Origin of the sequence: Candidatus Pantoea deserta, assembly GCF_003813865.1 — a bacterium.
Taxonomy (GTDB): Bacteria; Pseudomonadota; Gammaproteobacteria; order Enterobacterales; family Enterobacteriaceae; genus Pantoea; species Pantoea deserta.
Genome location: NZ_RMVG01000020.1, coordinates 1 through 18,778, shown reverse-complemented (window position 1 = coordinate 18,778; position 18,778 = coordinate 1). Strand labels below are relative to the sequence as shown.

Genomic DNA, 18,778 nt, shown 5'->3' with positions numbered 1-18,778 from the left:
AATTGCTCATTGGCCTTTAGCCGATGATTTACTCCATGCTGGGCGTTCAGAAAGGCGAAATCGCCTGCCGAATCCTGACCAACCAAGCCGGGGAGTAAAATGGAAAACAAAGCGTTAGTCTGGAAGTGGGTTGAAGCGCATCAAGCAATGTTTTGTGCGCTGAGCGATCGCGTGTGGGGAATGCCGGAGATTTGCTATACCGAATACCGTTCAGTCGCCGAGCACACGTCCATGCTGCAACAGCAGGGTTTTCGCGTCACGGAAAATGTCGCGGATATCCCGACGGCAGTGATGGGCGAAGCGGGTGAAGACGGACCGATCATTGCTTTTCTCGGCGAATATGATGCCTTACCGGGCCTGAGTCAGGCGGCGGGCGTGGCGCACTACTCTCCTCTGCCAGGCAACGGCCACGGCCACGGCTGCGGGCATAATCTGTTGGGTTCAGCGGCGATGCTGGCTGCCACCGCGCTCAAATCATGGCTCGAGGAGACCGGGATGCCGGGCCGCGTGCGTTACTACGGCTGTCCGGCAGAAGAAGGCGGCGCGGCCAAATCCTTTATGGCACGTGCTGGTGCCTTTAATGGCGTCGATGCGGCCATCACCTGGCATCCGAGCGCCCACCATGAAGTGGCGAAGCCGCTGTCGCTCGCCAACACGCGTATGGATTTTGCCTTTCGCGGCCGTTCATCGCACGCTGCGGCGTCACCGCACCTTGGACGCAGCGCGCTGGATGCTGCTGAATTGATGAACGTCGGCGTGCAGTTTTTGCGTGAACATGTGCCGCAGGATTCACGTATTCATTATGCCTTCCTCGATGCAGGCGGCGTCGCCCCGAACGTCGTACAGGCAAAATCCACGGTGCGCTATGCCATACGCGCACGCGACGTACACGCCATGTTTGAACTCAACGAGCGCGTGAAACGCGTGGCGCAAGGCGCGGCAATCATGACCGACACCCAGGTTGATATCAGCATAATGAGCGCGGTTTCCAACCTGCTCGGCAATCGTCCGCTTGAAGAGGCGATGCAGCGCAACCTGGAAGCACTCGGACCGGTGCCGTTCGATCAGGCTGACCTCGCTTTTGCCGCTGAGATTCAGGCAACACTGACGCCGGAAGAGATCGACAATTGCTATCGTAAAACTGGCGTAAAACCCGCCAGTCCTAAACCCCTTAGCGACTACATCATACCGCTCGATATGCACGGTGAAGTCATGATCGGCTCCACTGATGTCGGCGATGTCAGCTGGGTGATCCCTACCGTGCAGGCGCACATTCCCACCATGGCGATCGGTACGCCCGGCCACTCATGGCAGCTTACCGCGCAGGGAAAAATGCCGGCGGCGCACAAAGGCCTCGCGCATGTCGCCAAAGTGATGGCGGCAACCGCGATCGACGTGCTGACCGACAAGATGCTGATGGCGCAGATGAAAAAAGCGCACTTCGAGCAGGTGAGCGAGAAACCTTACCACTGCCCGATTCCGGCCGACGTAAAACCGCCCGTTCAACCCCGTCCGGATGCTCTTTAACGCCTCAGGAGAGATGCATGAAATTAAACATTATGACTGCCGCTCTGGGGCTGGCAGCCACCTGCTGCGCCTCTTCGCAGGCCGCTACGCCGCCCGATTCGCTGGTAATGGCCTGGAACATCGACGCCATCAGTACCTGGGATCCGGCACAGATCGGTGAAGTGGTAACCAGTGAGATCTACTCCAATATCTGCGACACGCTGGTTGACTTTCGCGTCAGCGATGAAACCCAGCTCGATCCGGCGCTGGCGAAAAGCTGGGATATTTCTGCCGATCGTAAAACCCTGACCTTTCACCTGCAGGACAATCTGACGTTCGCCGACGGTTCTCCGGCGACGGCAGGCGATCTGGCATGGTCAATGCAGCGCGTCGTGAAGCTCAGCTATGGCAATGCGGCAGCAATCAAAGAGTATGGCTTCGACAAAGACAATGTAGAGAGCCGTATTACCGCGCCGGATGACAAAACGTTAGTGATGAGCTTTGACAAAGCGTATCCGACCAGTCTGGTACTCCAGGCAATTGCGGCCAACAACGTCTCGTCGCTGATTAATCGCAAGGAGGTTGAAAAGCAGGCGGTAGACGGCGACCTTGGCCACAAATATCTTTCCACGCACACCGCCTGCGTCGGACCCTATCAGCTGGCACGCTGGAATGCCGGCGAAGGCGTTGTATTGCAAGCCTCGCCTCATTACTGGGGCAAAGCGCCGGTGTTAAAGCGCATCCTGATACGTCACGTCGCGGAAACCGGCACGCAGCGTCTGCTGGTGACGCAGGGCGACGTCGACATTGCGCGCGATCTCTCCGCTGACGATCTAAAAACGCTGGATGAGGGCAGTCAGGTCAAGGTGGAGAAGGTGTTAAAGCCACAGCTGTTCTTCTGGACCTTTAACAACGAAGACCCGGTATTCAAAAACCCTAAAGTCCGCCTCGCCATGCGCTACCTGATCGATTACGACGGCCTGGCAAAAAGCGTGATGCCGTACCTTGGCGTGCCGCGAGCCAGCTTTGTGCAACAAGGTGCCTTTGGTGCGCTGGATGCCAAAGAGGGCCAGCCCTTCCAGCTTGATTTAGCGAAAGCAAAACAGCTGCTGACCGAAGCCGGTTACCCCGACGGTTTCAGTACGACGGTGCTTTTTGGCACACTGCCTCACTCCGCGCCGATTGCGCAAAGCGTGCAGCAGAACGCGGCCAAAGTTGGCGTAACGCTCAGTCTGGAACGCATGGCGAATGCGCAGCTATTTAGCCGCGTTCGCGGTCGGGAATTTCGCAGCGCGATGATGGCGTGGCAAACCTCGGTGCCGGATGCCTACGGCAACGCCTCCCGCCTGGTCTACAACCCGGATAACCGCAAGGAGGCCCGCGCCACGCAATATCCGAGCTGGCGCGCCGCCTATTTTGATTCGCAGATGAACCAGAAGGTAGAAACCGCGCTGCTGGAGCCGGATGACGCCAGGCGCAGCGCGCTGTATGCCGATCTGCAGAAAGAGCAGATGCAGCAGGGGCCGATGGCCATCATGTTTCAGATGTACAACAGCGCCGGTATCAGTCCACAGGTAAAAAACTGGACCTGGAACGGTTTTCGCGTCTGGTACGGTGCCGCAAGTAAATAACGGAGGTGGCTGATGTCACAAGTAACGTTACCCTTAGCACCTAATACCCCCTCAGCCAGCTGGCGTCTGCTCAGACGCCTCGCACGCGGAACGCTGTCTGTTGTCTGTACGCTGCTTGGTCTGTCCGCCCTGACCTTCTTTATCGGCCGTTTACTGCCCATCGATCCGGTGGTGGCCATTATTGGCGACAACGCCAGTCAGGAAGCCTACGACAACATGTTCCACCAGCTTGGGCTTGATCAGCCGCTGTGGCAACAGTTTATCGATTACATCTGGCAGCTGCTGCATCTCGATTTCGGGATGGCGCTGACCACCAGCCATCCGGTGGCGCAGGATATCGCGCGCGTCTTTCCCGCCACGCTGGAGCTGGCGACGGTAGCGGCAGTGATCGGCGTGGGTTTAGGCATTCCGGCGGGCGTGCTGGCGGCGATGTACCGCAATACCTGGTTTGATCACCTGATCCGTTTTGTCGGTTTACTCAGTTACTCCACTCCTCATTTCTGGCTGGGATTGATGGGCCTGCTGCTCTTTTACGCCACGCTGGGCTGGACGGGCGGACCGGGCCGCATCGACTTCCTTTATGAATTCGATCTGCAACCGGTCACGGGCTTTTGGCTGATCGACAGCGCGCTGAGCGGCAAATGGGCGGTATTCCGCAATGTATTCAGCCACCTCATTTTACCCGCATCGATTCTGGGTCTCAGCGCCCTTGCCTACATCAGCCGCATGACGCGCAGCTTCATGCTGGAACAGCTTTCTCAGGAGTACATCATCACCGCTCGCGTTAAAGGGCTGTCGTGGGCGCGCTGTGTCTGGATACATGCGCTTCGCAATATTGCCGTTCCGACGCTCACCGTCGTCGCGCTTTCCTGGGCGTTTCTGCTGGAAGGTGCGGTCCTGACTGAAACGGTATTCGCCTGGCCCGGCTTCGGCCGTTATCTCACCAACGCCTTACTGGCGGGTGATATGAATGCGGTGGTGGGCTGCACGCTGCTGACTGGCGCCATCTTTGTGGCGATTAACCTGTTGTGCGACCTGCTCTATCGCCTGTTTGACCCACGTACTCGTCAGGAGGGAGCATGACTGATTCCGTTAACAAATTGCCGGCGAGTAAGACTTTGCGCGGCATACGTGCCTGGCTGCGCGATCCCGCCCCGCAGTCGCCTTTTCAGGCCCAGATGCAGCTCCTGTGGATCCAGTGGCGACGCTTTTGCGCCAACCTTTCGGCCCTGTTTGGCCTGCTGGTGCTGCTGGTCATCGCCTGTGCCGCACTGTTCGCACCCTGGCTGGCGAACCACGATATTTTTGCGCAGAATCTTGCGCTGCGCCTGCAGCCACCCACAGCCGAACACTGGCTGGGTACCGATGAGCTGGGACGCGATATCTTCAGTCGCCTGCTGCATGGCGCGCGCATCACTCTCTACATTGCCGGCTTAACTGCGCTGATCATCACGCCGATCGGCCTGCTGGTGGGCACGGCCGCCGGCTATCTCGGCGGCTGGGTCGATACCTTGCTGATGCGACTGGTCGATATCTTTCTCGCCTTCCCCAGCCTGATCCTGGCGCTGGCCTTTGTCGCCGCGCTTGGTCCGGGCATCGACAACGCCATTATTGCCATTTCCCTGTCGTCGTGGCCGCCTATTGCCCGCCTCGCGCGCGCTGAAACCTTAGGTATCCGTAAAATGGATTATATTGCGGCGGTGCGCCTACAGGGCGCGTCAGCGTGGCACATCATCGTGCGCCATATCGTCCCTGTGTGTCTGCCATCTGTGGTGGTGCGCGTCACGCTGAATATGGCGGCGATTATCCTGACCGCCGCCGGGCTCGGCTTTTTGGGCCTGGGCGCGCAGGCACCCAGCCCGGAATGGGGCGCCATGCTGGCTTCCGGGCGCGAATTCATGCTGAACAACGGCTGGATTGCGGCTATTCCCGGTTTAGCGATTCTGTTCACCAGTCTGGCCTTCAATCTCCTGGGTGATGGCCTGCGCGACGTTATGGATATCCGCCATGAATAACGCCCTGCTACAGGTAAAAAATCTCAATATCGTGTTTCGCAGCGCGCAGGGTGACTATCCGGCGGTGCGCGACGTCAGCTTTCAGGTTGGCCGCGAAAAAGTGGCGATTGTGGGTGAGTCCGGCTCCGGCAAATCGCAAACCTGCCGTGCGCTGCTGAAGCTGACGCCGAAAATCGGTCGCGTCAGTGCCAGCCTGATGCAGTTTGGTGATATCGATCTGCTCAACAGCAGCGAGAAGCAGATGCGCCAGATCCGCGGAAACCGCATCTCAATGATTTTGCAGGACCCACGCTACTCGCTGAATCCGCTGATGCGCATTGGCGATCAGGTCGCAGAAGCTTTTCGTCTGCACCGGCGCGCCAGTAAAGGCGAAGCCTGCGAGCGAGCAAGGGAAATGCTGGAAGCGGTGCACATTCGTGACGTGGAGAAAGTGATACGGCTTTATCCGCATGAGATTTCCGGCGGCATGGGCCAGCGCGTGATGATTGCCATGATGCTGATCCCGGAACCGGATTTGATTATCGCTGACGAACCGACCTCGGCTCTTGATGTCACGGTGCGACAGCAGGTGCTGGCCATTCTCAACGAACAGCTGGCGCGGCGACAAACCGGGCTGCTGTTTATCAGCCACGACCTCAATCTGGTGTCGCGCTTTTGCGACCGCGTACTGGTGATGTATGCCGGACGCATCGTTGAAGAGATCCGCGCCGATCGGCTCGAACAGGCACAGCATCCCTATACGCAGGCGCTGCTGGCCAGTCAGCCGCGCCTGCACCAGCCGCTGGATACGCTACGCGTACCGACGCGTGACGCCAGCTGGTTGAATGGTCCCTGTTTTCGTCATGGAGTGGCGTTATGACTGTTATTCCAGCCGCAAAACGCAGCATTGAAATGGTGAATGTCAGCATCGCATTCGGCAGCGGCGCACAGGGCCGTCAGGTCGTTGACGGCGTCAACCTGACGCTGGCGCAGGGCGAATCGTACGGGCTGATTGGTGAATCTGGCTGTGGTAAATCGACCATCCTGCGCGCTCTGGCCGGACTCAATCACGACTATCAGGGACATATTTTGTTTAACAATCGTGAGCAGCCGCCGCAGCGTGATAAGTCGTTTTACCGCCAGGTACAGATGGTCTTTCAGGATCCCTGGGCCTCGCTGCATCCACGCAAAATGGTGTGGACCAGCCTGCGCGAGCCGCTGAAGTTACAGGGTTTTGATCGCCATGAGTCACGTATCCGCGACGTGCTTTATGCAGTGGGCCTTTCTGATGCATTTCGCTACCGCTATCCGCATCAGCTTTCAGGCGGGCAGCGTCAGCGCGTGGCAATTGCGCGAGCGCTGATCCTTGAACCGTCGATACTGCTGCTGGATGAGCCCACCTCGGCGCTGGATGTGTCAGTGCAGGCAGAGATCCTTAATCTGCTGAGTACCATGCGCCGTCAGCGCGACCTGACGTACCTGATGGTAACGCACGATTTAGCCGTGGTAACACATCTGTGCAGCCGCATCGGCATCATGCATCACGGCAAATTGCTCGAAGAGCTGAGCGCCGATAGCGTGCGCCAGGGGCGAGCATGTGAGACATATACCCGTACGTTTCTGGCCGCAAGCGAGGCGTAACGATGTTTACTCAACTGGAAAATCAGCTTAAACAGCAGGCCAGCGCAGTGCTGCTGGTGGTGCGTGGCAACAAGACGCTGTTTAGCTACGGCGACGTGACACAGCGCTACCCCTGTCATTCGATGCGCAAAAGTTTTCTCAGCGCCCTGATTGGCTGCGCGGTGGCGGAAGGCCGCTTCGATCTCTCCCTGACGCTGCACATGCTGGGCATCGACGATCGCGAATCGCTGAGTGCCCGAGAAAAGCAGGCCACGCTTTACGATCTGCTAACTGCGAGATCGGGCATCTCTCATCCCGCCAACTATGAAACCGCCTGGATGCAACGCATTAAGCCGCCGCGTGATTTACATGCGCCGGGCGAAAACTGGTGCTACAGCAACTGGGATTTTAATGTGCTCGGCAGCGCCTTCCGCCAGCTAACCGGCGAAGCGATCAACCAGGCCTTTGCGCATCGCATCGCCGCCCCAACAGGCATGCAGGATTATCGTGTCGATCGGGATAGCTGGCTGGAATCGGGCGACGTCTCTGACCATCCGGCGTATCCCTTTACCCTTTCCAGCCGCGATTTGCTGCGCTTCGGCCAGCTGTTTCTGCGACAGGGGCGCTGGAACGACCAGCAGGTTATTCCCGCGCACTGGACACGCACCAGCACGCTGCCGGTTTCCCATGCGGGGGATCGCGGCGCATATGGCTACATGTGGTGGGTAACGCGCGATGGCATTGCCTGGCCGGAGGTAATTTTACCTGCGGGGAGCTACTCTGCGCGTGGCGCGGGTGGACATTTTTGTCTGGTCATGCCCGGGCAGGATCTGGTGATTGTGCACCGCGTTGACACCCGGCTTCCGGGGCAGGAAGTGAACCGCTTCCAGTCTGGCACTCTGCTACACACTCTGTTAACCGCACTCGAGATCGAGGTGAAATTATGACGCTGATTGAAACGCTGGCACACTGGTGTGCCGCACCGCCAGTTTTTTCTGTTCGAGCGCGCAAGCTGGCATGTGAGGCTATCGCCGATACGCTTGGTTGCATGGTTGCTGGGCGCAATGACTTTTCCACCCGGTCGGTGCTCTCCGCGTGGGCAGAGCAGCCCCGCAGTTGTGCTCAAAACGCCCTGCTCAATGCTACTGCGGCGCACGCTATAGATTTCGATGATAACTTCGGCCCAGGCATGAGCCATGCATCAGCAGTGCTGGTCCCGGCGTTGCTGGCGGTTGCGGAAAACAGAGATGGCGCAGCGCTGGTTCGCGCCTACCTGATTGGCCTGCAGGCACAGGCATTTATTGGGGAAGCGATCGGCTATCAGCATTACACCGCGGGTTGGCACGGCACATCAACGATAGGCTGCATTGGCAGCGCGGCGGGTGTTGCCGCTTTGCAGGGACAGGATGCGGTGGGCATTGCACGCACGCTAAGCATCGCGGTCAGTCTCGCCAGCGGCGTGAAGGGACAGTTTGGCACGCCGCTTAAACCCTTTCATGCCGGAATGGCAGCGCGTAATGCGGTTGATGCCGCTACGCTGGCGCAAACCGGAATGCAGGGCCGGATGGATATCATTGAGTGCGCACAGGGTTTTGCCGAACTTTATGCCGGTACGCTCAGTCAGCCTTCGTTGCCCGACACGAATGGGCATGTGATCGAGCGCATCGGCATGATGCCGAAGAAGCATCCCTGCTGCGGCTCGACACATCGTATTCTCGATGCTATTGCCGATATTCAGCAGCAGCAAGGACTACGGGCGGAGGATATCGAAAGCGTGCATTGTCAGGTAGGTATTGCCAACTGGCGCAACCTTGCCTACACGCAGCCGCAGGATGAGATGCAGGCGCGTTTTTCTATGCAATATTGCGTGGCGGTAATGCTAAAAAAGGGCGCGCTAAGCGTCAGCGACTTTACCGCCGAGGCTGTGCAGCAGCAAACCAAGGCAGCACAACTGGCATCGATCACGTTGTCACCATGGACAGTCGCCCAGGAGGCAGAAAATGTCGACCTGCCGCATATCCTGACGCTGCGTCTCAAAGATGGCCGTGAAATTGTGCACTCCCGCCTGCGCGCTCGCGGCACACTTGATGAGCCCTTCAGTGAACAGGAACGCCAGGCAAAATTTCGTGACTGTTGCGCCGATATGCCGGGGAATGCCGATCTTTATCAAACGTTGATGGCGCTGGAGCAACAGGCGGATATTGAATTTCTACGTCAGCTGATGATTTAAGGAGCGATATTGATGACTGCATACCTCATGACTTACGTTGCTCTTTCACCTCTAAGAATGATGGCCGACGCAAAAACGAACCTCTGTGTAACTTTTCTTTGAGGTAAAAAGCCAGTCGGCGTACGTTGCTGTTTGTGTGCTGACCGGAAATTTTAAAGACTAATCATCTGATTTTTCTTCGTGCTACGTAACACTGCGCCCAACATTCTACGCGGCTGACAGCTTGAGCTGGTGATATTAGCCCTGTTCCCTGCCTCTGGGGTACCTGACTCATCCAATCTATGCGATTGTGAAGACGACAGGATCTTCCTGTCTGCAAATTATCAAGGATATGACTTAGCTTCAGGATATTCGCCATTGAAACGGCGTTTAGGGTACACGCCCAGTATCGCTGCATCAGGTGAAAAAGGTTTGTACGCTATTACAGCCACGCTGGCAGCAACGACTTCAAGAGCAAGTTCCCGGCAGGTTTATGGTGAAGCCATTATGAATGAGCATAACTGCACTGTAGTTAATTTAATTATCCACAGGTTAGATCCCAACAATACGATCCTTATCAGATCCCTATTAGATCCAAAAGAGATCCCCGATCCTCGCAGCCCGCACCAGCTCTGGGCTCAAAGGGTGATCCCATAAGCTGTGATAAGTAAGATATAAGCTATAGGGAGCTTTGCATAAGCTATGGATGGGAGATTATAAGCTATGATTAGCAAAGGAGATAAGCTATAGTGAGTTCAGTCACAGAATTATTCGTTCTCATGTGGATAATTTTTATCTTTAAAATTCATATCGCTAATGACCTTTTCATTAACGTAGCCAGGATCATTCACGAATGATCCACAGGTCAGCCCGGACTCGGGGAGCATCAAAACTTTTGTCCCCCTTCTGGCTAATGAAAACGTTTAACCAATAAAATTAGCGGCTTGCAATACCCATGATTAAGATCCGGAGCCAGTTTGGAAAACGAAAGCATAGATCTTGATACCCTTTTTCAGGAAGTCGATAAGTCGTCAGGTGAACTGGTTACGCTCACTCCGAACGCTAACAATACTGTCCAGCCTGTGGCGCTTATGCGGTTGGGTGTATTTGTACCTACGCTTAAGTCTCTGAAAAACAGTAAAAAAGATACCCTGTCAAAAACGGATGCGACGGAAGAACTTACCCGACTTTCTCTGGCAAAGGCGGAAGGTTTTGATAAAGTTGAAATCGTCGGTCCTCGCCTGGACATGGATAATGATTTCAAAACATGGGTAGGCATCATCCATTCTTTTGCCAAGCACAAAGTCATTGGAGATAAAGTTCAGCTTCCCTTTGTTGAATTTGCCAAACTCTGCGGTATTCCCTCAAACCGGTCCTCAAAGAAGCTCAGAGAGCGTATAAGCCCCTCTCTGAAGCGAATTGCAGGTACGGTCATCTCTTTTACAGCCAACAGTAAAGAGCATACCAAGGAGTATGTGACGCACCTTGTGCAATCTGCCTACTACGACACGGCAAAGGATATTGTGATACTGCAGGCCGATCCGCGGTTATTCGAACTGTATCAGTTTGATCGTAAAGTCCTTTTGCAGCTTAAAGCGATTAATGTTTTGAAGCGTCGCGAATCCGCGCAGGCGATTTACACCTTTATCGAAAGCCTTCCTAAAAATCCTGCGCCCATCTCCCTTGCACGACTACGCGCAAGGCTGAACCTGAAATCGCCTGTGTTTTCTCAGAATCAAACTGTACGCAGGGCGATGGAGCAGCTAAAGGAAATTGGTTACCTTGATTACAGCGAAGTGCAGCGAGGTCGGGCTGTCTTCTTCAATGTGCATTATCGCAGGCCAAAGCTCAAAGCGCCTAAAAATGAAAGCGAAGAAATCATTCCGGTCACGGCGCCTGTGCCTGTCGATAGCGATCCTGAGCTTGCTAAAAAACTTCAGGTGCTTGAAAAGTTGGGTATCACCATGGAAGATTTAGAAAAGCTGTTTAAAAACAAGTGAGTATAATGACCTTGCGGTTGATTTTTCTCTTTTTTTTGCACATTAAACGGAAACTTTACTCACTACAGCTTATATAGTCTCCGGCGAGTAAATGTATGAGAAGCAGCACTACCGTAAGAAACAGATAAAACGAGTAGCTGCCACCATTTATTCAGCATCATCTTTTTTATGTATGATAATCATCAAGTTAATGATGATGCTTTCTTGTCATTATACCGTTCATTATAATGCTGACATAAGCTGTAGTGAGTAAGCTACTCACTACAGCTTATGTTATGGCTTCTCTGTTATCATAAAAAACGATGCTTCGCCTTTAGTTGTCAGAGCACTCCTTTACTGACCTAATGTCCTTCCAAAAAATGCACGCCATCCAGATGACGTTTTCTTCGTTATTTAAGCTCTTTAAATGCTGGAAAGCCTGTAAAGCAGTTACTCACCACAGCTTATGTTTGTCGCATAAATGAGCGCATACTCACTACAGTTTATAGCATAAGCTGTAGTGAGTAATATAAGCTATAGAGAGTATTTTACTCACTACAGCTTATGCTCCTGCCTGTTTAACTGTAATTTAATTCAGGCGCTTTCAAGAAGAAGTTCAGGCACGTTAATGCAGTAAATGACTGGTTTTATCCAGCATTGCTGACACAAGAATGCTGGTAAAAGTGATGAATCTGGTCTGGAAAGGAAGCGAAAAAAAATGTTGTCAGTTCAAGCTGAAGCAGCCTGCTCATCATAGTAGATAGGTTTTAATAGATAATCCCGGGCTTGTGAACCAGTTAAAAGCCTGTCTTATCCGTCTTTTTTCTTTCTTCTTTTTGTGGAAACTCTCTATTGTGACATCCACTGTAATCAGAAAGGAGAACCTGGGAGCGAATTTAGTCTGGTGCCAGGTTAAAACATCCGGACAGAAATCAGGGACGTTAAGGTTTGATACTGAACTTAGCGCTCTGCTTTACCTCGCCTCCCCCTCCTCTACGCTACATGAATAGTTGATTGCCTTCTCTTTCGTTGCATCCAGCCCTAAACAGATCTGAGTAAAATTCACAGGCATTGCAATTCTTAACAAATATATGATTTTTAAGATAGTCAGGGTTTTCAGGAACGAATCAAAAGTTGGCAAACGATTGCTTTTGCTCTGTAATTAAGGAGCACAGGGGCTTTGAACAAACAGTGCGGCTTTCTATTATGAATAACAGTGATAAAGCCAGAAATGTAACGACCTTATACAAGGGTGTTCATACACTTTTGAGCTGATTTTTCTGGGAATTTCAACGTGAAATTTAATCTGATTGTATTTTAAAAACAGTAGGTTAAAAAGTTTTTTTGATGGGAACCTTATATACTTAACCTAGAAGAAAAACCATGACGTCAGGTTGCAACAATCATGGTCTGATTAAGACATCCTAATCCTGCATGATTACTTTTTCGCTTCGTCTGCTTGCATACGTTCCAGAACAGCTCTGACTGCCGTATCCAGTTCTGCCTGGTAGGTAGCTGGCAAGCGAGAAAATTCATACGTAATCAGGCGCTTCTCTGGATTAATCTTCTTACGAGCAAACTGCTTCTTATCCGCAAAGTCTGCCATCTTCTCGGTCAGGATCTGTTTAGCACCTCGTGTAGCTTTGCTATCGGCACTTTCTGCACGAAAATAGCTGATAATCTTTGCTTTAACCGTCGGGTCATCCGAAGTCGAGACAACTTCATCAACCAGACGCTCACGCACTGCAGAGGTAAGAGCCTCAATACTGATATTCTTTGCCTGCGCTTTATCCGCTATATCGAGCAGTGTCTGGTAATCGGTGATTGAAAGTTCGCTTACAGCAGGAAAGACGGAGATCATCTCATCCGGTACCGATGCCGCCTGAAACGCGCGCGTGACTTTTGCCGCCGAGAGACCTTCTGCAGCGGCAATATCTGACTGGTTCATATCTTCCGGGTACATCAACTTAAGGCGCTTACCAAGCTCACGCAGCGTATGTTCTCTGGCTGTCTGAATATCGGCTGCCAGCTGTCGGGCATCAGCAAGTGTCAGCTCATCTTTAGTTATCAAAACTTCAAAAGGCGTGCCGTTAAAAATACATGCCGCGCGACGTCGTGAACCATCCAGAATTTCAATGCGCCCATCTACTTCACGGCCAATCGCCGGAAAAAACTGCTGAAGCTTGATTGTTCGCGAAATGTCACTGACAGATTCCGGCGTCAGGAACGACTGGTCACGCCCGTTGACGGCAGCATCAACAAACGTCTGCGCCTCAATATCATCATGCAAAATTTTAGTCAGGATAAAGCGTGCCTGTGTGCCTGACCTCAGGGTAAATACGCGCTCGCCTTCGGTTTCACTGAGCATTTTTGAAAAGCTTGAATTACCCAGCTGGCGGCCTAGCCTAACCATTTCTTTTTTCACTTGATACTCCTCACAAACTCAATCCGTTTGAACACGGCCTGTGTAAACCTTTCTGCCTCACGCTTCGCGTTTTTAAGCGCCTCCGCACTTCCTGGATAAGAGCCCGGGTCGGCACTTACGATAGTGTCGAAACTTTCCCCACAGCGCTCAAACCCGTCAAGCCGCGGCAGAGAAGCATCAAGGATATAGGAGGTAAACACATCCCGGGCCAGCCCATGCGTCATCTCGTGATCGCGTTTGGACGTCATTTTTGACATAAAGCCGATGTTGCCCTTGATGCGTGGATTGATGCCCTCTTCTTCGAGCTGTTCAAGCATTTCCGGCAAGCGCGTCAGGTATTTAAGCGTCGAATGAAAGTCTACCTGGGCTGGAGGCGTTGGTGTAAGCAGTAAATCGCTCGCAGCGATGGCGTTCAACATGAACGCGTCCAGGTGAGGACCGGTATCGATAAAGATAAAATCGTAGTCTTTTCCAACCCGATCGATGATGTTACGGCGAAGCACTTCAGAGGGAAGCACACCAGGCAGATGCTCATTCACCAGATTGTTCCACTGGCTGGCAATAAAGCCATCGTCAATGGAAGCGGGCATTACATCCACGCCAGGGATAATTGTGGGCTTGATGATGTCTTCTTTAATCTGGTCAGCATCCAGATCGTTAAGCATCGCCTGCGCCGCCGTCTCCATTATTGAGCCAATGCTGTTAGCATGATTCAGAAACATGGTGCTGGAAGCCTGCGGATCGAGGTCAATCACAAGTGTGCGCAAGTCGTACTGTAGTAAATCGGGATGGACGCGCAGACCATGCGCCAGCGTGACGGTACTGACCGTTTTGGACACCCCACCCTTCAAATTGACTACAAATATAACGAAGGGGCCCTCACCTGCATGTATGTCTCGGTATTTAGGGACTTTACGATGGGCATAAATATCGACCACATCCTGAATGGTCAGCGCGTAGTGCTTTGCGTTACCGGCATCCTTTTTGCCAAAAACATGCCCTTTCGATTCCATCTCTTCAATCGCCTGCTCAACGGCACGACGGCTGAGCTTTGGCAAATTTGCTACAGAGTTGCGGGTAAAAGTCTGATAGTACTGGTCAAGGCCGTACTCGTTTCGCCTGTCAGTAATATCGTCGCTCATACTTCGGAGCATGGCGTTTGCCCTGCGTGCCGTTTCATCTACTCCGCCGTAATTACTTTTCATCTCTCCGCTCCGTTGGCAAATTTTGAACTCAGTGTACAGACTAAAATGCAGTGTGCAACTTTTTATGTGAAATCACCAAAAAGTTGTACGGGGCAGAATATATTGAACGTATAACGAAGTAGAGGCATGCTGGGGTTGAGTAATAATGGCTAAATTCTCTACGGTTAAGTAAAAAGATTAGCATTCTGCCTTAAGCTCAATTCAGGCATGAAATGACATAGAATACCCATCCAAATTTCATGATCAATCTTTTGATTTTTAAGCATTTTTTAGGTAAATTTCAGGTTGAAATTCCCATGGTTTTTAGCGAAAAGCTTGTTGCTATAAGGAGTAAGCAGACTCACAAAACTGTCGTTCTATGCCAGTTCTTGCATCAGACGATTAATCTCAATGCAGCTGTTGATTGTCCAAACTCTCCTTACTGCTCATTAGTCTGTTGCGTTTACATCTCACCTATTCAGATAGGTTCCTCAGTATCATCAAGCGTGGCAGAAGTGAAGACGCTGATAGCGTTGATATTTTCATCTTCTTTGTCTTCTGTCGTTACGATGAAAAAGTGCAACTTTGCTAGCGCTGTATATCTACCTGCGTAGTCGCGCTGGCTATCAGGTGACAGGTGTGCTTATACAGCCAGAGTGGCTGTTAAGTTTCAGGCTTAGGGAGCCCGGCTGGTGAATCTCATCCAGATTTATAGGGTGGCGATGGCATGCACTCGTTACCTGCAAGTAACGTGAGACATCCCGACCCTGAGAATACAAAAGTAATTCTTTATCGACTCGCTAAGAATGAAGTGACAGCAGTAGGTTCAACAGCCTTTGGAGGATACAGGGTTTATTAAAGATCCTGAGCTTATCAGCCGATAATCAGAGATTAATTTTCTCGTTTTGAATATGGATGTCTGGTCGGTTATTCATTACCAGACGTTAAATCGCCCGCAGAAACGGCTGCCAGATAAACTGTATTAGTGACCATCAGTTATGACAAACATCAGCATGACTAAAATTATTTCAGCACGTAGCAGCAATAATTGTGGCGTTTGAAGAGCCAGCAAGAAATACCATCAAGCTAGTTTTGTATCGTCAGCGAATACCGGAGCCGAACCACATGAATCCCGCGATTGAACCACCCTTCTCTGCTGTTTGGTCGACGGACGATCGAGGTATCTGCATTGACAGTCAGGAAAGCCCTGCGGGCCTGGTCCCCGCCCTGAAAGGCATAACATTAGGCGAATGGCTGAAGTTCGCACAGGTTGATGATGATGCCAGGATTGCACAGCAACTGACTGCGGCGCTGGATTTTGTAGAACCTTTTCATATCGAAGTGCCTGTAAATTGTCTGGACGGTACAACGCGGCGGGTGGTTTTGTCAGGACTACCGAATTGCCAACCGACTGCTTCTCGTCTGCAATACAACGGCTTTATTTTCGACGTAACAGAACAGCGCAAAGCGCTTGAAGATGCCCTGCGCACGGCGGCGGAATATCGCTTGTTGATAGAAAACAGTACTGACTTGATCGCTCATTGCGATGCTGGGGGTAGATACGTTTCGATCTCACCTTCTTACAGTGAAATGATAGGCTGGTCAGCTGATGAAGTGATTGGCCGTTTAGTCGTGGATTTTTTGCATCCTGAAGACCGTACACCAGCCATGGAGGCGCTGGGACATATTTTTAACGGAGGTGTGCTTCCGGACGTAGTCGAAGTGCGTAAACTCCATCGCGATGGCCATTACATTACTCTTGGCACCAAAACCTGCGGCGTCAGCGACCCTTCAACAGGCAACAATATCGGTGCAGTACTGGTTTCGCGCGACATTACTCTTGAAAAGGAAAGGTTGCACAAGCTTGAGATCCTGGCAACCCGCGACACGCTGACTGGTTTACCTAATCGCGCGTGGATCCACGACCGGGTCAGCAGCCTGATCGCGCAAGGCGAGGATCAGGCATACACGACCGTCATGTTTATCGATCTGAATGGATTTAAAGCGGTCAATGATTCGATGGGGCACGCGGCAGGAGATGTCTTACTGCAGCAGGTAAGCGCACGTTTAAAATTTTGTATGCGCCCGGGTGACTCAGTGGCACGTCTGGGTGGAGACGAGTTTGTCGTAGCAGCGAAGTGCAAAAATCGCGAGGTGGCTTCAGCAATCGCCCAGCGCATCATAAACAGTTTACAAGCGCCATTTTCTGTTAACGGCATGGAAGTAGAGATCGGGGCAGCTGTTGGAATCAGTCTCGCAAGGTTCGAGGAGGCTTCGGCCAAAACGTTATTTGAAAATGCCGATAAAGCGATGTACGAGGCGAAAGTAAAACGTGACGGATCCTATCGGTTTTTCAAGCCTGCCGGCCGGTCGTTGCATGATTAAAATAGCCTGCTTCGCGTGTTAACTTTATCTGTAATTAATCAAAATACTAAGCGCTCATCATGCCAGTCGTCCTTTGTAAGATACGGCTGCCGTCAGCCGTATTGCATTAACTCCAGACACCGGTGCCACCGACAGCATTACCTTCCAGCGACTGGATGTCACTATAAGTAAAAAGGCCATACAGAGAGCTAGAGTCGCAGAATATAATGACTAAAAACTGCGATGAGGGACCATCGTCAGCGTTGGGATAGATATAGACGTCAGTGCCCTCAGTCAGTAATTCATCAAAATCATCATAAAAAAGTGTACCTGTTCCTCCCGGATCGTTCAGGGGCTGGTTCAGCGTATTAACTGCCTGCCCTTTAAATATATTATTTCCGGGAGACGCTACCTGTAACTGTATGTTTACCTTAGTGGCAGGATAAGTCAGGCAAAGTGTAGCATCATAGCTGCCAGCCCATCCCGCATCGCGAATGTTTCTGAGATGCTGTTTCGTGGCTTCAGACCAGTCAGGAAAATGTTTAAGCACCGCCTTAACGGCTGCTGCTTTTTGTTCAGGAGCAGAGTCTTTCATAACACCTCCTTCTAACCGCTTCCACACTAGATACGGGCAACATCACTTATTACATGTGATTATCCTTATTTCAATACAACAGGCGTCGCTGGTTTAAGGAATAAATATTTATCCCCTGGTTCTTAAAGAAAGTCGCAGGTTTGGCTGATGTGGCGATGCCTTCATGCTCCTATAGGTTTTAAAGTGTTGAACAGTGCGGTCTGCATCTTACGCCGTGCCGCTAATTTAGCTCGACCGCTGCGAATGCAAAGGTGCGCTGCGTCGCTACGCTGCACCGGTTTCTTCTGCTCACAGTGCATAATTTTCCCGTCGTTCGTCAGCTCATTTATCACGTCGTTATCGTACAACTAACGCCCGTTGTGTGCGTCGGGCTGACGTATCGGCACGGCGTAAGCCGGTTCACAGAGGGCTGTTATTAAGGAGTGTTTTATGAGCACGATGACTTTGACAATGCCTGTCAGACCCTTCACGCGAACAAGCAGGCTTCCGAGTTGATGTTCCATGACAGGGAAGGGCCGCCGGGTGCATCAACTCAAAGGCGTTAAACATAGCAAAAATCCCTGTCAAGGGCTGTGTGTATTTGCAGCATTATTTGCTGGCTTCCTGATCCGCGCAAGAAGTCGCTTGCTCTTCACCGTCGCGAAAAAATACAGCCATTGATTTTTAAAGATTAACAGCGAAACGACAGCTCATAAATTAACCATTTGTTTGCAGGCACCATCGGGAAAGGGCAGCAGAAGTTTATCCACAGCTTTATGCGCGGAATGTGCAGGGAAGGTGTGGATAAGATCGCCCCTTCGGCTCCCCTGATCGGGTCGTCAGCACCATTCAGCGAACCGGCTGAGCCGGTAAGCTTCACCGGACCGCGCGACGTGTTCCGGGCCTAGTGGCTGGAGTCTGAGGGCTGAAGGCAAAGCGTGCTGGCGCTCGTCTGAAAAGACCATTGCAGAGTTTTTAAGCGAAGCCTGTTTTGTATGATTAATGTTCATTTTCAGGGAGCTGTCGCATAAGGAGTATGTCTTAAAACCCTTTCAACCCGCCTTTCTCATTCTCATCTGTATTTGCCCGGCGCGCGTGCGACGAGAGGCTGCCGGCTGAACAGTTGCCGGCAGTACCGTATAAAACCCGGGCCAGACACATACACGGCAGGGCAGGGGCTGCAGCCAGCCCACCGGCTGGCGCGAACCGCGACGGCCAGAAACCGCCGACGCTCTGAGGAGCAACGCCGTTTCGCTGCCGCTCAGCCGCCGTTGCTGCTGCATCGTACTGTG

Annotated in this window: 14 protein-coding genes; 10 read left to right on the top strand and 4 right to left on the bottom strand. The window is 52.2% G+C overall.

Annotated elements, in window-relative coordinates:
* Window positions 1-99: 99 nt before the first annotated feature.
* The 8 genes from BBB56_RS19740 to BBB56_RS19705 are packed head-to-tail and all read left to right on the top strand — an operon-like array spanning window position 100 to window position 8,981.
* Window positions 100-1,527, top strand: coding sequence for an amidohydrolase (locus BBB56_RS19740; RefSeq protein ID WP_123802631.1), 1,428 nt, complete (start codon window positions 100-102; stop codon window positions 1,525-1,527).
* Between the two features lie 17 nt (window positions 1,528-1,544).
* Window positions 1,545-3,137 carry an ABC transporter substrate-binding protein gene (locus tag BBB56_RS19735; protein ID WP_123802630.1) on the top strand — a complete coding sequence of 531 codons (1,593 nt, stop codon included), beginning with the start codon at window positions 1,545-1,547 and terminating at the stop codon, window positions 3,135-3,137.
* Between the two features lie 12 nt (window positions 3,138-3,149).
* Entirely contained in the window at window positions 3,150-4,220 is a 1,071-nt protein-coding gene (locus BBB56_RS19730; RefSeq protein ID WP_123802629.1) for an ABC transporter permease, read from the top strand.
* Window positions 4,217-5,152 carry an ABC transporter permease gene (locus BBB56_RS19725; RefSeq protein ID WP_123802628.1) on the top strand — a complete coding sequence of 312 codons (936 nt, stop codon included), beginning with the start codon at window positions 4,217-4,219 and terminating at the stop codon, window positions 5,150-5,152. Before BBB56_RS19730 ends, BBB56_RS19725 begins: the two co-directional genes overlap by 4 nt.
* Window positions 5,145-6,011: an ABC transporter ATP-binding protein gene (locus tag BBB56_RS19720; protein ID WP_123802627.1), complete on the top strand. Its 867-nt coding sequence runs from the start codon at window positions 5,145-5,147 to the stop codon at window positions 6,009-6,011. The genes BBB56_RS19725 and BBB56_RS19720 overlap by 8 nt, the downstream gene beginning before the upstream one ends.
* Window positions 6,008-6,772, top strand: a complete 765-nt coding sequence (locus BBB56_RS19715; protein WP_123802626.1) for an ABC transporter ATP-binding protein — start codon at window positions 6,008-6,010, stop codon at window positions 6,770-6,772. The genes BBB56_RS19720 and BBB56_RS19715 overlap by 4 nt, the downstream gene beginning before the upstream one ends.
* A 2-nt stretch (window positions 6,773-6,774) precedes the next feature.
* Complete coding sequence (locus tag BBB56_RS19710) at window positions 6,775-7,698, top strand: serine hydrolase domain-containing protein (protein WP_123802625.1); 924 nt, start codon at window positions 6,775-6,777, stop codon at window positions 7,696-7,698.
* Window positions 7,695-8,981, top strand: a complete 1,287-nt coding sequence (locus BBB56_RS19705) for an MmgE/PrpD family protein (RefSeq protein ID WP_123802624.1) — start codon at window positions 7,695-7,697, stop codon at window positions 8,979-8,981. The genes BBB56_RS19710 and BBB56_RS19705 overlap by 4 nt, the downstream gene beginning before the upstream one ends.
* A 991-nt stretch (window positions 8,982-9,972) precedes the next feature.
* On the opposite strand, the gene BBB56_RS24065 is transcribed toward BBB56_RS19705, so the two are convergent.
* The gene (locus BBB56_RS24065; RefSeq protein WP_505541177.1) at window positions 9,973-10,242 is read right to left on the bottom strand and encodes a hypothetical protein; all 270 of its coding nucleotides are present in this window, start codon (window positions 10,240-10,242) and stop codon (window positions 9,973-9,975) included.
* Between BBB56_RS24065 and BBB56_RS19700 the strand changes: the two genes are divergently transcribed.
* On the top strand, window positions 10,208-10,960 hold the full coding sequence (locus BBB56_RS19700; RefSeq protein ID WP_505541176.1) for a RepB family plasmid replication initiator protein: 753 nt from the start codon (window positions 10,208-10,210) through the stop codon (window positions 10,958-10,960). The two genes, BBB56_RS24065 and BBB56_RS19700, sit on opposite strands and share 35 nt — an antisense overlap.
* A gap of 1,417 nt (window positions 10,961-12,377) precedes the next feature.
* On the opposite strand, the gene BBB56_RS19695 is transcribed toward BBB56_RS19700, so the two are convergent.
* On the bottom strand, window positions 12,378-13,364 hold the full coding sequence (locus tag BBB56_RS19695; RefSeq protein ID WP_123802623.1) for a ParB/RepB/Spo0J family partition protein: 987 nt from the start codon (window positions 13,362-13,364) through the stop codon (window positions 12,378-12,380).
* The gene (locus BBB56_RS19690; protein WP_123802622.1) at window positions 13,361-14,569 is read right to left on the bottom strand and encodes an AAA family ATPase; all 1,209 of its coding nucleotides are present in this window, start codon (window positions 14,567-14,569) and stop codon (window positions 13,361-13,363) included. The genes BBB56_RS19695 and BBB56_RS19690 overlap by 4 nt, the downstream gene beginning before the upstream one ends.
* 1,104 nt (window positions 14,570-15,673) lie before the next feature.
* Between BBB56_RS19690 and BBB56_RS19685 the strand changes: the two genes are divergently transcribed.
* Window positions 15,674-16,933 carry a sensor domain-containing diguanylate cyclase gene (locus tag BBB56_RS19685; protein ID WP_123802621.1) on the top strand — a complete coding sequence of 420 codons (1,260 nt, stop codon included), beginning with the start codon at window positions 15,674-15,676 and terminating at the stop codon, window positions 16,931-16,933.
* A gap of 106 nt (window positions 16,934-17,039) precedes the next feature.
* Here BBB56_RS19685 and BBB56_RS19680 read toward each other — a convergent pair whose 3' ends face one another.
* Complete coding sequence (locus BBB56_RS19680; protein WP_123802620.1) at window positions 17,040-17,507, bottom strand: hypothetical protein; 468 nt, start codon at window positions 17,505-17,507, stop codon at window positions 17,040-17,042.
* Window positions 17,508-18,778: the final 1,271 nt, after the last annotated feature.

Bases quoted from the DNA above. Each gene is read 5' to 3' on its own strand.
- BBB56_RS19700 (WP_505541176.1), top strand. From the start codon at position 10,208: ATGGATAATGATTTCAAAACATGGGTAGGCATCATCCATTCTTTTGCC.
- BBB56_RS19725 (WP_123802628.1), top strand. From the start codon at position 4,217: ATGACTGATTCCGTTAACAAATTGCCGGCGAGTAAGACTTTGCGCGGC.
- BBB56_RS19690 (WP_123802622.1), bottom strand. From the start codon at position 14,569: ATGAAAAGTAATTACGGCGGAGTAGATGAAACGGCACGCAGGGCAAAC.
- BBB56_RS19705 (WP_123802624.1), top strand. From the start codon at position 7,695: ATGACGCTGATTGAAACGCTGGCACACTGGTGTGCCGCACCGCCAGTT.
- BBB56_RS19685 (WP_123802621.1), top strand. From the start codon at position 15,674: ATGAATCCCGCGATTGAACCACCCTTCTCTGCTGTTTGGTCGACGGAC.
- BBB56_RS24065 (WP_505541177.1), bottom strand. From the start codon at position 10,242: ATGATGCCTACCCATGTTTTGAAATCATTATCCATGTCCAGGCGAGGA.
- BBB56_RS19740 (WP_123802631.1), top strand. From the start codon at position 100: ATGGAAAACAAAGCGTTAGTCTGGAAGTGGGTTGAAGCGCATCAAGCA.
- BBB56_RS19730 (WP_123802629.1), top strand. From the start codon at position 3,150: ATGTCACAAGTAACGTTACCCTTAGCACCTAATACCCCCTCAGCCAGC.
- BBB56_RS19680 (WP_123802620.1), bottom strand. From the start codon at position 17,507: ATGAAAGACTCTGCTCCTGAACAAAAAGCAGCAGCCGTTAAGGCGGTG.
- BBB56_RS19720 (WP_123802627.1), top strand. From the start codon at position 5,145: ATGAATAACGCCCTGCTACAGGTAAAAAATCTCAATATCGTGTTTCGC.
- BBB56_RS19715 (WP_123802626.1), top strand. From the start codon at position 6,008: ATGACTGTTATTCCAGCCGCAAAACGCAGCATTGAAATGGTGAATGTC.
- BBB56_RS19735 (WP_123802630.1), top strand. From the start codon at position 1,545: ATGAAATTAAACATTATGACTGCCGCTCTGGGGCTGGCAGCCACCTGC.
- BBB56_RS19710 (WP_123802625.1), top strand. From the start codon at position 6,775: ATGTTTACTCAACTGGAAAATCAGCTTAAACAGCAGGCCAGCGCAGTG.